This window comes from Methanohalophilus portucalensis (genome assembly GCF_002761295.1).
GTDB classification, from domain to species: Archaea; Halobacteriota; Methanosarcinia; order Methanosarcinales; family Methanosarcinaceae; genus Methanohalophilus; species Methanohalophilus portucalensis.
Genome location: NZ_CP017881.1, coordinates 1,412,490 through 1,426,247 on the forward strand (window position 1 = coordinate 1,412,490; position 13,758 = coordinate 1,426,247).

At 37.3% G+C, this 13,758-nt stretch carries 12 protein-coding genes and 2 tRNA genes; 13 read left to right on the forward strand and 1 reads right to left on the reverse strand.

Annotated elements, in window-relative coordinates:
* Window positions 1-30: 30 nt before the first annotated feature.
* The 7 genes from BKM01_RS07300 to BKM01_RS07330 all read left to right on the forward strand — a co-directional run bounded on the left by BKM01_RS07300 (window position 31) and on the right by BKM01_RS07330 (window position 4,274).
* Entirely contained in the window at window positions 31-279 is a 249-nt protein-coding gene (locus BKM01_RS07300; protein ID WP_072359140.1) for a TIGR00304 family membrane protein, read from the forward strand.
* On the forward strand, window positions 276-587 hold the full coding sequence (locus BKM01_RS07305; protein WP_072359142.1) for a TIGR00304 family membrane protein: 312 nt from the start codon (window positions 276-278) through the stop codon (window positions 585-587). The genes BKM01_RS07300 and BKM01_RS07305 overlap by 4 nt, the downstream gene beginning before the upstream one ends.
* A gap of 33 nt (window positions 588-620) precedes the next feature.
* Window positions 621-2,597, forward strand: coding sequence for an excinuclease ABC subunit UvrB (gene uvrB, locus BKM01_RS07310; protein WP_072359144.1), 1,977 nt, complete (start codon window positions 621-623; stop codon window positions 2,595-2,597).
* Between the two features lie 84 nt (window positions 2,598-2,681).
* A tRNA-Gly gene (locus BKM01_RS07315) sits at window positions 2,682-2,753 on the forward strand.
* 67 nt (window positions 2,754-2,820) lie between these two features.
* The gene (locus BKM01_RS07320) at window positions 2,821-3,519 is read left to right on the forward strand and encodes a DNA alkylation repair protein (protein ID WP_072359146.1); all 699 of its coding nucleotides are present in this window, start codon (window positions 2,821-2,823) and stop codon (window positions 3,517-3,519) included.
* A gap of 53 nt (window positions 3,520-3,572) precedes the next feature.
* A complete protein-coding gene (locus tag BKM01_RS07325) occupies window positions 3,573-4,073 on the forward strand; it encodes an SOUL family heme-binding protein (RefSeq protein ID WP_072359148.1) in 501 nt (166 codons plus the stop codon).
* A 116-nt stretch (window positions 4,074-4,189) separates the two neighbouring features.
* Window positions 4,190-4,274: transfer RNA gene (locus BKM01_RS07330), tRNA-Leu, on the forward strand.
* Between the two features lie 158 nt (window positions 4,275-4,432).
* Here BKM01_RS07330 and BKM01_RS07335 read toward each other — a convergent pair.
* Window positions 4,433-5,176: a hypothetical protein gene (locus BKM01_RS07335; RefSeq protein WP_072359151.1), complete on the reverse strand. Its 744-nt coding sequence runs from the start codon at window positions 5,174-5,176 to the stop codon at window positions 4,433-4,435.
* A gap of 200 nt (window positions 5,177-5,376) precedes the next feature.
* Between BKM01_RS07335 and BKM01_RS07340 the strand changes: the two genes are divergently transcribed.
* Genes BKM01_RS07340 through BKM01_RS07365 form a run of 6 tightly spaced genes read left to right on the forward strand, consistent with a single transcriptional unit; the run spans window position 5,377 to window position 13,611 of the window.
* Window positions 5,377-7,026 carry a restriction endonuclease subunit S domain-containing protein gene (locus BKM01_RS07340; protein WP_072359153.1) on the forward strand — a complete coding sequence of 550 codons (1,650 nt, stop codon included), beginning with the start codon at window positions 5,377-5,379 and terminating at the stop codon, window positions 7,024-7,026.
* A 19-nt stretch (window positions 7,027-7,045) separates the two neighbouring features.
* Window positions 7,046-7,801: a hypothetical protein gene (locus tag BKM01_RS07345; RefSeq protein WP_143744122.1), complete on the forward strand. Its 756-nt coding sequence runs from the start codon at window positions 7,046-7,048 to the stop codon at window positions 7,799-7,801.
* Between the two features lie 20 nt (window positions 7,802-7,821).
* Window positions 7,822-10,662, forward strand: a complete 2,841-nt coding sequence (locus tag BKM01_RS07350; RefSeq protein WP_072359159.1) for a type I restriction endonuclease subunit R — start codon at window positions 7,822-7,824, stop codon at window positions 10,660-10,662.
* Between the two features lie 3 nt (window positions 10,663-10,665).
* On the forward strand, window positions 10,666-11,817 hold the full coding sequence (locus tag BKM01_RS07355) for a restriction endonuclease subunit S (RefSeq protein WP_072359161.1): 1,152 nt from the start codon (window positions 10,666-10,668) through the stop codon (window positions 11,815-11,817).
* Complete coding sequence (locus BKM01_RS07360) at window positions 11,814-12,092, forward strand: hypothetical protein (protein ID WP_072359163.1); 279 nt, start codon at window positions 11,814-11,816, stop codon at window positions 12,090-12,092. Before BKM01_RS07355 ends, BKM01_RS07360 begins: the two co-directional genes overlap by 4 nt.
* A 4-nt stretch (window positions 12,093-12,096) precedes the next feature.
* On the forward strand, window positions 12,097-13,611 hold the full coding sequence (locus BKM01_RS07365; RefSeq protein ID WP_072359165.1) for a type I restriction-modification system subunit M: 1,515 nt from the start codon (window positions 12,097-12,099) through the stop codon (window positions 13,609-13,611).
* Window positions 13,612-13,758: the final 147 nt, after the last annotated feature.

Consider the following 13,758-nt stretch of genomic DNA (forward strand, 5'->3'; position numbering starts at 1 on the left):
TATTTAATATCTGAAATCTAATCTTTTCTCATGAACTCAGCAGAAAATTCTATAACAAAGGGTTTCGTGCTGACTGCAATCGGCTTTTTTCTACTGTTTTTAGGTTTTATTACAAAAGCGATTTATGAAAATGGAGCCCAGCCCGAATTTGGCGGGCTTGTACTGATTGGTCCTATTCCCATTGTGATAGGTTCTTCTGAAGGTGTTTCCTATTCAATGCTTCTATTAGGACTCTTAATATTTGCGATCTACATTTTTTTATGGAGGACTAACCGTTGATCGGGAATATACTTGTTTACGGGGGAATGGCCTTTATTGGAATTGGGACTTTCCTGATAATGCGCGGTGTCTATGAACAAAATGTATTTCACAAAAAACAGTCGTCATCACAGACACATGGTCATGTGAATGGAATCCATACATGTGATGAAAGGGATTCTTCACGTACCGATGTCAAAAGTGGAGGGGTGATCATGATCGGCCCCCTGCCGATAATTTTTGGCTCAGACAGCAAGACTTCTAAACAGGCGATGGTGCTTGCCATCATTCTCATGCTTATTTACCTTTTGCTGGTAGTATTGGTATAATTATATACGTTTTCACAACAGATAGGATGTAGTATGCCGGAGTTTGAACTAGTATCAAACTACAGTCCCCGTGGTGACCAGCCACAGGCGATTGCAAATCTTTCGAATGGTATAAATGGTGGTTTCGGACACCAGACACTGCTGGGTGTGACCGGATCAGGTAAGACCTTCACAATGGCAAATGTCATTCAAAATGTGCAGAGGCCTACTCTTGTAATTGCTCATAACAAAACCCTTGCAGCCCAGTTATTTTCAGAATTCCGTGACTTTTTCCCGGACAACGCGGTGGAATATTTTGTCAGTTATTACGATTATTACCAGCCTGAGGCCTATCTTCCCACGACTGATACCTATATCGAGAAGGATTCTTCCATCAATGAAGAGATAGATCGGTTGAGGTTGTCTGCCACCAAGTCGCTTATGGAACGCAGGGATGTGATTGTTGTATCCAGTGTGTCATGTATCTACAACCTGGGTTCTCCCAAGGAATGGCAGGAAATGTCCCTTTTTATGAAACCGGGGGATGAAGTTGACAGGAGCTGGATATTCGGTAAACTTGTGGATATCCAGTATGAAAGAAATGATGTGGAATTCACCCAGGGTACTTTTCGTGCCCGCGGGGACACTGTTGAGATTTTCCCGGCACAGGATAATGTAGCAGTGCGGGTAGAGATGTTCGGGGATGAGATTGACAGGATTTCCTATTTTGAACCCCTGACCGGCAAGGTTGTACGTGAAGTGGAAGATGATATGCAGGTTGTAATATACCCTGCCAAGCATTTTGTTATGCCCCAGTCACAGATTGACCGTGCCCTTGTAGCTATTGAAGAGGAATTGAAGGATACAGTTGCAGAATTTGAAAAACAGGGTCAATTACTGGAAGCCCAGCGTATCATGCAACGCACAAGGTTTGATATCGAAATGATAGAAGAGCTTGGGTATTGCAGTGGTATTGAAAATTATTCCCGTCATTTTGACGGCCGTAAACCAGGTGAGGCTCCCTCTTCACTGCTGGATTTCTTTCCGGATGATTATTTGCTCATCATCGATGAATCCCATGTGACTATCCCGCAGATAGGAGGAATGCATAACGGGGATCGGGCACGCAAAAAATCTCTCATTGAATATGGGTTCCGTTTACCTTCTGCTTATGACAACCGCCCTCTGAATTACAGGGAATTCGAGGAGAGGATCAATAAGGCTGTCTATGTTTCCGCCACACCTGCGGATTATGAACTGGGACTGAGCGATCAGGTGGTGGAGCAGATAATTCGTCCTACAGGGCTGGTTGATCCACCGGTCCAGGTCAGGCCAGTGGTAAATCAAATCGATGACCTGATGGAAGAAGTCCGGAAGGTATCGGAAAACGGTTACAGGACTCTTGTGACAACCCTTACAAAGAAAATGGCCGAGGATCTGACTGACTACCTGCTGGAGATGGGTATCAGGGTGCGCTATATGCATTCGGACATCGATACGCTGGAGCGGGCCGAGATTGTGCGGGAGTTGCGTAAGGGCACTTTTGATGTGCTTGTGGGGATTAACCTGTTACGTGAAGGATTGGATATTCCCGAGGTCGCTCTTGTGGCAATACTCGATGCAGATAAGGAAGGTTTTCTCAGGTCTGAACGCTCTCTTATCCAGACGATTGGCCGGGCTTCGCGGAATGTAGATGCTTATGCTATTATGTATGCGGACAGGATAACCGGTTCAATGTCCCGCGCAATGAGTGAGATGGAAAGGAGGCGTAATCTGCAACTGGAATTTAATCGCAAGCATAACATCACACCGACCAGTATAATGAAGGAAATTCAGCGTGAAATTGTGGAGGCTGAAGAGGTATCCACTCCTGCTGCCGGGGTTGACATGGGCCTTTCCAAAATGGAGGCCAACAGCATGCTTATTGATATGGAGGCGGAGATGCATGAGGCTGCCCGCAACCTGGAATTCGAGGAAGCAGCCCGGCTGAGGGATGCTATCAGGGAAATGAGGGAAACCTATTCCCTGTAATTGTATTCTGTTGCTGGCAAAACATGTATTGTGGCATGGCCGAAAGGGTTATATCTGAAAAATACTATCAAGAGGTTGCAGTGAGCGTTGATGGTCTAGTGGCTATGACTGGGGCCTTCCAAGCCCTAAACCCGGGTTCGAATCCCGGTCGACGCATTCTCTTTTTCTTTCAATCCTGTTTTTTGGACAAAGATATTTATGTGTAATTATTTGATGTCTTTTCATGACAACAACCGATACTATTCTTGAAAAGTTGCATGAGTATGCCAATCCTGATGCTGTGGATGGTATGAAAAAGTATGGTATCACACCATCTGAAGCATTGGGAGTTTCGATACCGATTCTTCGCAGCATTGCAAAGGAGGTCGGAAAAGATCATGAACTGGCCCTTGCCCTATGGGAAATAGACCTGAGGGAGACTCGCATCCTTGCCAGTATGGTGGACGAACCTTCAAAGGTCACGACAGAACAGATGGATATGTGGGTGAGTGATTTTGATTACTGGGAGATATGCGATCAGTGTTGCATGAACCTGTTTGAAAAGACATCTCTTGCCTGGCACAAGGCCTTCGAGTGGAGTGGTAAACAGGAGGAGATTGTCAAAAGGGCCGGGTTTGTTATGATGGCCCGGCTGGCTGTAAGCGATAAGCAGGCTCCTGATGAACCCTTTCTTGCCTTTTTCCCGGTAATTGAACGTGAAGCTGTCGACGGGCGCAATATGGTGAAAAAGGCTGTGAACTGGGCCCTGCGCCAGATAGGAAAACGTAGCCTATACCTTAATAACAGGGCCACAGAATGTGCTGAACGTGTGGGAGAGATTGATTCCAAAAGTGCCCGGTGGATTGCTTCGGATGCTTTGAGAGAACTTCGCAGTGAAAAGGTTCTGGAGAGAATTAACCGCAAGGTTGCCAGGAATCAATGATCAGTTCGAAACATTGATTAGTGTTTGGTGCTCATGTATAATGGGGTTTGATTATGGGGGTTCCTACTGCTGAATATGAGGTATTGGAGAAGCAGGCCGATGATATCGAAATTCGTTATTATCCGGAAATGGTGATTGCCAGGACGAATGCATCGAGTTCGAAAGAGGCTTTCAGGAAAATAGCTGCATACATCTTCGGCTCCAATGAAAAACAGCTGAAGATTTCAATGACCACTCCTGTGATTACTTGTTATCCTCAGGAAGAGGGGATGGAGATGGCTTTTGTGCTACCCGAAGAATTTACTTCTACAAAACCACCTGCCCCTCTCTCAGAGGATGTGGTCCTGCAAACACTGTCCCCTCGCAGGATTGCAGTGGTTAAGTTCAAGGGCAGCATTTCAGATGCCATCATTTCCCATAAACGCAGTTATCTGGAACAATTCCTGGATTCCCATGATTACATCCGCAAAGGTACTTTCTTCCGGCTAAGCTATGACCCGCCCTGGGTACCGGATTTCCTGAAACGTCATGAGATTGCCACAAGGATTGAATGATATTTTTGCGCAACATTAATATCTATGTGTGCCCATGTAAGACCACTTTCCACACAGCCGTACGATAAGTACAGGTTGTGGATACGGAAATCTGTGCAATACTTTTCAATCTTTTTGCGGGGGTTGCCCAGCCAGGTCAAAGGCGCAGGGCTTAGGACCCTGTCTTGTAGAAGTTCGTGGGTTCGAATCCCACTCCCCGCATCTGTTTTTTGGGTTATAGGTAGGCTAGAAAAATGCAACGATCTTAAATAATAGGCTATGTATAATATTAATAGATTATTTATTATAGCATATTAAAAATTAAAATAGTTATAATGGCATAATTACACTAAAAAATAATATATTTTTTCATTGGAAGATTAATTTTGATTATTTGAGGCTTTGATAAAATTTAATGCAAAAAGTCCATCGTTTGTAATATTTATTACTTTTTCTTTTTTGTTATCCTTTGCATAGTTAGTGCAAAGCAAACCCCATTTATATAAATCATTGATCCATTTTGAAAGAGTTCCTCTAGAAAGATTTCTTTTCATTTTCCTATTATTTTCTCTTATGGGTTTATATTCCTCTTTCATTTTTATAAAAAGATGTTTTTGTAATATACCTGGATTCTTGTGACTGGCTAATATGTTCAAAAGAATAACATAATTTGTATTTTTTCCAACATTTTCTATTTTGATTTTTGGGGTTGTTAAAATTTGAACAGAACCGTTTTCATCAATATAATAAGTTTCCCCATTAATCCAAATTGACATCATAAATAATCCATTTGATAATATTTTAGTACCACCAGTAATATTAAAATAAAAATTTGATTTATTATATGTGGTAAATATTTCTAAGATTGCGTCTCTTATGGCTTCTAATGTAATACTTGGAATATTTTTTATTTCAAATGATTTTTCTAGTATAAATGCAAGATTTTGCACTTCATTTATTGCATTTATTATTGAAGAATTGCGGCCATTGTTCGGTTTTTTAAATATATCTTCTTCAGCAACAATTATTACATGATCTATTTTGAATTCATTTACAGCTTTTGGGAATGTTTTATGTACACTTTCCCCAGCACTTATAATATGGATATGCTCCATCTCCTTCATGTCTATGTATCTATCTTTTAAAATTAAAAAAGGTTATTATTTTCGATATTGTTAATAAGAATGGAAATTATTTTTAGCAAAATTCATTACAAATAAATTATTATTGATTATTACTGTTTGAAATGAATTATTTGATACACATGAAAAAACCAAAAATACATGTTAAAAATATAAATTTATAATTTTTCGGAAGATAGAATATGAAAATAACAAATCAAAACCCCCTTGTCCAATTTGCAAACAGTGTGCAGTCTAAATATAACACAAATTACTTAGTTGATCTATTAAGTATATCTGCAATAGCAAAATATCTTTCTCCAAATCACACTTTAAGGGATGTTGATGATTATAATGAAATTGTTAGCCAAAAATACCCAGAATTAATCTATAATGGAGAAATAGAAAATCAAAATATTTCTGAAATTAACCATTTAGATGTGAATCCAAAACAAATATGTGATTTTTTATTAAATATATTAATTAATACACGTAAGAATAATTATAATGGTTATTTTGACATTGCTCCAGAGTATTCTCTTGAATTAGCTAAAATGGTACAATTACCTAAAAATGGTAATATTCTTTCTTTGAATTGCTCTGGAATTAGTCTTTTTAAAGAAATCATTAGACAAAATAAATTCGAAGGTAATGTACATCTATACTCCGAAAATAAAGAATCATTGAAGTTAGCGTTTCTTCGTATATATCCAATAAATCAGAATGTTTACTTACATTTAGGACATTCGCAGGTAGAGAATATTTCATCTTCTTTTTCTGATGCATTTGATTTCATATATTCTATGGAATCTTTTGGGTTTAAAAAAGATAATTCAATTCAGACTCATATAACTTTAGCAAAAAATATTCTAAAAGAGAAAGGAACATTTTTCCTTTTTGGTGAATCAAGCCTACTTATTACAAAAAAAAGAGAAAAAGCCAGAAAATCTATCCTTAATCACTTCGATATAGATGCTGTATTTAATTTATCACAAGCTTTCAAGCCATATTCAGGAATTGATGGTTCAGTGCTTTTACTTAAAAATAAAAATTCCAAAGATAATGGTGTTTTTGTTGCACATTTGAATTTTCTCGACGAATCTATGGAAGATATAAAATATGTAATTGAAAAGTATTATGATTATAGATTGGGTAAAACAGTCCAAAGTGTTTCACCTCTCATAAATCAGGTTAAAAAAGAAGATCTACATGAAGATTTTGACGTCCAAAGATTCAATCCGAAACTACAATCTATGCGTGAACTGATAAATAATAAATATGAAATAAAAAAATTAAATCGAATTTGCGACATTATTAAACCAAAATACAAAGACACCACGAAGAAGTATCAAAAATACCCTTCAGACAATTCATACAAGTATGTAAGAACAATGGATATAAAAGATGGTTTAATAGACACATCTTCTATTAAGTGGATTTGTGAAAAGTCTCCGAATGCAGTAATGACTCGTCCCGGAGATATACTGTTTTCAGTAAAAGGAACTATAGGTAAAATAGGGGTTATCGATGATAATTCGGCAAATAGTTTGGTATCTAATTCATTAATCATATTGAGACCTCACAAAAATGTGGTTGATACAGATTATCTTTATCTTGCTTTACAATCGGAATATCTTACAGCTCAAATTTTGAGTAATATAACTGGAACAACCATTGGTTATATTGCACCGAAAAAAGTGGGTTCTTTGGAGGTGCCATATATAAATGTATCGAGTCAAAGAAAAAGCATTGAACAAATAAAAAAACTTCAAAAAGAATCCCGAGATCTTAAAAAAAGGTTAACTCAAGTGGAATTAGAACTGAAATCGAAAGTAAGTAGCTTGTTTGACTGATATTTTGGGGGTAAAGATCGTGACGAGTTTTCAAGAATCCCTAGACCAAGATAGTTTGAAAGAGGTATTACTCCAAAATACACAACAAACAATTATGCTAAATTCTCAAAATGAATTCAGTTATTTGTTGGATAAAATTGGCGGAAATGAAGACCTGCAGGACGTAGGCCAATATTTATTTGAAGAAGGTTACAGAAGACTGGCTTCTGATAGTCAATTTGTCATGGAAGATCTAATAGTGATATTAAGTGAGGTTTTTTACAGATTAACTGACAGTTTTAAAGAATACATAGTAGTTGAAAATATATCTGATAAAAATGTCTCTGTCCGAGTAGGTCAATTAATTAGGTTCTTTAATTTTATTAATGCCCTAAAAAAAGCACCTTCTTATACCAGTATCATTAATCCAAGAGAAGTAAATTTGTTGGAATCAAATCTTGACGAAATAAAAGTATTTATTTTTGCAAATTCTGTAGACTGGAAACCAAATAGGGAGTACTGGGGTAAACAATATAAAGATTTAGAAAAACTCTCCTATAGTAAAAATATAGGCTATGAACCTTATTATGCTGCAGGTGTTGTAGAAATTATAAGAACAATTTCTAATAAAAAAAGACACCCTGCAGCATTCCGTAAAAATTTTGAAACTACATTTAATTTTTATAATGATTTTCATCAAATGATAGGAGTTTATAATTTATCTCTTTATGCATTCATTGAACTTCTTGAAGCTTGGGTTTCATTGAAGCCTTTTATTGATAATTATATTAATTAATTATGTGGAAGTGAAGTCTAATGATTGACCTTAATGAATTAGAAACCAGAAAACAAAAGATAGACGTCCTTCTCAAAGAACATGGATGGGACATTTCAGATAGGTCAAAAGTTGTCGTTGAAGTTGATACAAAGCAATCCGATTTTAACAAACAAGTCTATAAACAGGTTAACGAAACCCGCAAAAACAAATCTGAAAGTAAATATGCCGATTACCTGCTTCTTGATGACCTGGGCGATCCAATCGCTATAATCGAAGCAAAAAGGACTTCTAAAGATCCAGTTCTGGGCCAAAAACAGGCTGAAGAATATGCCGATGACATAAAAGCACAAATTGGCAAGGATGTTTTTATTTTTCTTTCGAATGGATACCAAATTTGGTTCTGGGATAGGGAACGCTATCCAATGAGGCAGATAAAAGGATTCCACACCCAAAAAGACCTTCAAAGATTCAAATTCCAGATTCAGAATAGCAAAATTGACCATGATATTGAAATAAGTAAGGACATTGTTGACAGATCAAAAAGTGTAGAAGTTGCAAAGAGGATTGTTGAGCATATCCACAAAGGCCATAGAAAAGCCCTGATAGTAATGGCAACTGGTACAGGTAAAACCAGGGTTGCAATGGCAATTATCGATCAACTAATCCGTGAGGAACGTGTCCAGAGAGTTTTATTTTTAACTGATCGTAAAGGCCTTAGAAAACAGGCTTATGATAAAGGTTTCATGAAATTCTTCCCGGATGAATCAAAAGAAAAAATCCTTTCAGGCAACTATGATCCTCATAAAAGATTGTATGTATCCACAATTCAAACGTTTCAGGAAATATATAATCAGAAAGGTAAAAACGGACAATACATAATTTCGCCCGGAGAATTTGATCTTATATTTTCAGATGAAGCGCATAGATCCATTTACTCCAAATGGAAGGGAATATTCACATACCTTGATGCAATTCAGATAGGTCTTACAGCCACCCCGGCAGACCTTGTTGAGAGAGACACTTTCAGGTTTTTTGAATGTGAAGATAACGCTCCTACTGCCCTCTATTCTTATGATGAGGCTGTAAGGGATGGAGTTCTTTGCGATTTTCGTAAAAATGTAGCCGGTGCACGGACTCATTTCCAGATAGAAGGTGTAAAGCCTGATGACTTGAGCCCCGAAGAGCGAGAGGAATTGATCAAAAAAGGCATTGACCCTGATACAATTAACTTTGAGGGCACAGAACTTGAGAAGAAAGTTGCTGTAAAAGGAACATCTGAGGCAATTGTCAGGGAATTTATGGAGAATTGTCTTCCTGACCAGACGGGAACATTGCCTGCCAAAACCATTTTCTTTGCAATATCAAAACTGCATGCCCTGAGATTATGGGAAGCGTTTGAAAGACTCTATCCTGAATATAAGGGAAAACTTGCAAAAAGGATAATCTCCGAGGATTCAAGAGCATCGGAGTTGATCGAAGAATTCCGGGATAAGGATTATCCAAGGATTGCAATATCTGTTGACATGATGGATACAGGTATTGATGTTCCTGAAATCTGTAACCTTGTGTTTGCAAAACCTGTGTTTTCAAAAATAAAGTTCTGGCAGATGCTGGGAAGAGGTACACGGGCTGATGCGGCATGTGAGTATCGGGAGTGGTTACCCAACGGAGAGAAAGAATATTTCAAAGTCTTTGATTTCTGGAATAACTTCGAATACTGGCAGATGAATCCTAAAGGTGCCAAAAACGAATCCTCTGAGGCTATCACAAACCGTATTTTCCTGTTCAGACTCAAGCAACTTGATGAATTGATGCAGCGTGGTAATGATGACCTGGCAGAAGATGTAAAGGAAACAGTCATCGAGGATATCAAAGCCCTGCCAATGGATTCTGTGAGTGTAAAGGAACATCTTCAGGATGTGGAGAAAGCCCTTTCACCTAAACTATGGGACAATGTTGGTCTTGATCCAATAGATTTCCTGCAGAAAAAAATCATGCATTTGATGAAATTCAAGCCAGGTGTCAATCTGAATGAGGCCAATTTCACATTAAAGTGTGAAAAACTGGCTTATGCGGTCCTCCAAAATAATCAGCATGAAATCGAACGTCTCAAAAAACCGATTGCCAAAATGGTTGATCAACTTCCAAGAACAATTGATAAGGTAAAGGACAAAGAGGACTTGCTTGATGATGTATTAGCCCGTTCATTCTGGAATGGTGTGGATTTTGAAGATGCCAAAAAGATGGTTGATGAAATCGCCCCTCTGATGCCCTACATGGCCAAAGAGCCCAGGGAGACTATTGTAATCGATATGGGAGATACAATAGAGGAAAGAAAGGAGTGGATTTTGAACGAGGAAGAGGCTGAATACGAAACCGCTTACAAGGAAAAGGTGGAAAACTGGATTCAGGAACTTGCAGACACCCATCCTGTTATCATCAAGATAAAAAATGATGAGCCTCTCACAGAGAACGATCTGGATGAACTTGAAGAAACTCTTTATAATTCAGAACTTTCTCTGGATATCTCAAAGATAAATCAGATACTGCAAAGGAATAATTCAACCCTTGTGGACTTCATAAAACATGTCCTGGGCCTTTACGAATATCCTTCACCCAATCATGTGATTAAAGATGCCTTTGATACTTTTATTATTGAAAATAATAAGCAATACAGTGCAGATCAACTCAATTTCATCCGAACCCTTCAGACTGTTTTCCTGAGAAAACAACATGTCGAATTCTCTAACCTCTGGAATGCTCCTTTCACCAACTTTGGTACGAATTCCCCTATGCCCATGTTCAGTAAGGAAGAATTAAATGCATTCATTCACATCTGCAATGAAGTCGAGGAAGAAATATTTGTGTCAGAGGCTTGATGAATGCAGAGGGAATTACCTGAAGGATGGAATAAATTTAAACTGGGAGAACTTACAAGAATAAGAACAGGTAAATTAGATGTAAATGCCCAAGATATAAATGGTAAATACCCTTTTTTCACTTGCTCTCAAAAAGTTTATAGTATAGATTTTTATGATTATGATTGTGAATGTGTTCTTGTTGCGGGAAATGGAGATCTGAATGTAAAATATTATAATGGTAAATTTAATGCATATCAAAGAACATATATAATCGAATCTCTTGATCAACGCATTCTTGATGTGAAATACTTATATTATTTTTTAAATAAATACATTAGTATTTTAAGAAATAAATCCATTGGTGGGGTTATTAAATACATAAAACTTGGTTACTTAAAAGACATAAAAATACCAATTCCTAAACTTGAAATTCAGAAAAAAATAGTGTATATTCTAGAAAAATCAGAGGATACAAAAAGACTTCGTGCACAGGCTGATGAACTGACACAACAATTACTGCAAAGTTTATTTTTGGAGATGTTTGGAGATCCTGCGAACAATCCAAACGGTTTTGATCAGGTTAAATTAGGTGACATAGGAGATGTGAGTAGTGGTTTAACACTAAATGGCCAAAGGAGAAATAACAAACAGAATTTATATCCCTATCTTCGTGTAGCCAATGTGTTTCGTAATAAATTTAACTTGAGTGAAATAAAATATATTCATGTGTCAAATTCTGAACTTGATCGGTTCCTACTGAAAAAAAATGATGTACTTATTGTAGAAGGGCATGGAAATATTGAAGAGATAGGAAGGTCAGCAGTATGGAATGGACAAATATCCAATTGTGTTCACCAAAATCACATAATCAAAGTGAGACTTAATGAAAAATACATTAGTCCTTTTTTCGTATCATATTTCCTAAATATGTATGGTAACAACGGATATTTTTCTTCAAAAAGTAGAACAACGAGTGGTCTAAACACAATTAGCACAAATAAAGTAAAAAATACAAAAGTTTGTTTGCCACCTATTGGTTTGCAAAAAAAATTTGAACGAATTGTAGTGAATATGAAGCAAATCCAAGATATACAAAAGCCATCAAAGCAACACATTGAAAATTTATTCAATTCTTTAGTACAAAAAGCATTCAAAGGGGAGTTGATAAAGTGAAAAAATACAGATATAGGAAAAAATGCAGAACCAAGAATATCAAATCCTTAATTGATTTGAATTGGGGAAAATGGGGTCCCTATGGTTATGCAGGTTTAAAAGCAAAAAATGGTATATCTGTCGGCTATTCCTTTGGAACACGTGGACAATTTGGATATGCCAGTTACAATAAAAGAAGAAAACAACTCAGATTAAAATATAACATGGATTCAGGATTGATCTCCCCTCGAATAAAGCACGAACTTTTACGAAATAAAAAACGAACAAGGAAGTGAAATTATGCGTCTATCACCTGAAATAAAATCGAAAATCGACTCTCTCTGGGACAAATTCTGGAGTGGTGGTCTGTCAAATCCTTTGGCATCCATTGAACAGATGTCCTATCTAATCTTCATGAAGCGTCTTGAGGAAATGGATGTAATGGAGCAGAGACGGGCAAATGCAATGGATAAGGAATACACATCCATCTTTGAAGGTAATGAAGATTGCAGGTGGTCTGTATGGAAACATAAATCTGCTGAAGATATGCTTGAACATGTCAGAGATGTTGTGTTTCCTTTCATGAAGAATATTCATGATGGAGAAAAAACCCTGTTCTCCCAGCATATGAAAGATGCTGTATTTACAATACCCAAACCCACACTTTTGCAGGAAGCAGTGGGGATTATTGATGAATTAAACATAGCCGCTCAGTCAACAGATGTGCAGGGTGATCTTTATGAATATCTGTTAAGCCAGTTATCCACAGCAGGAAAGAATGGCCAGTTCAGGACTCCCAGGCATATTATCAGGATGATTGTGGAACTTGTGGACCCTGATATCAATGACAGAATTTGTGATCCTGCATGTGGTACAGGTGGTTTCCTATTCTCTGCTTACAAACATATTCTACACAAATACACATCACCTGAATTGATAGAGCAGGATAAAGAAGGAGATTATCACAATCTTATAGGGGACAATATAACAGAAGAACAACATTGGAATAAGATCCATAGGGACACCTTCTATGGATTTGATTTTGATTCAACGATGATCCGTATTGGACTTATGAACATGGTCCTGCACGGTATCAAGTATCCTCATATTGAACTTGTGGATACTCTATCCAATCTCTACAATGAAGAGGAACGTTACACTGTAATCCTCGCCAATCCTCCTTTTAAGGGCAGCATAGATAAAGATAGTATAAACGATAAACTGACTCTCAATACTAAAAAAACAGAACTGCTCTTTGTGGAAAACATGATTCGTTTGCTGGAGCCAGGTGGGAAATGTGGTGTAATTGTCCCACAAGGTGTACTTTTTGGTAACTCTAAAGCACATAAAGGCCTTCGTAAAATGCTGATTGACACATGTCAGTTGGAAGGAATTGTGTCCATGCCCTCTGGTGTGTTCAAGCCTTATGCCGGGGTATCAACGGCTGTTTTGATATTCACTAAAGGTGGAGAAACAGAAAAGGCCTGGTTCTATGATATGGAAGCAGATGGATATTCTCTTGATGACAAAAGGATACCAACTGATATGAAGGGAGATATTCCTGACATAATTGAGAGATACACCAACAGACATGAGGAAAGTCCAGAGGACCGCAAAAATAAGTGTTTCTATGTCCCGGTTGACGAAATAAAGGAAAATGACTATGATCTCTCTATTTCCAGATACAAGGAAATTGAATATGAAGAAATAGAGTATGAAAAACCAGAGGTCATCATTCAAAGGATCGATGAATTGGAGGATCAGATTAAATCTAATGTGGCTGAATTGAAAGCAATGTTAAAACAGGATTCATGATATAAGTATTTTTTAACACTATGTTAGGAAAAATAAAAAGGTATATTTGAATGCTTAAATTAGCAAACGAACAAACCTTATAATGGAAACCACAGCGTTTAGTAATATACTAAGTTTACTAATTTTCTTTAGCAGACTATATTTAAA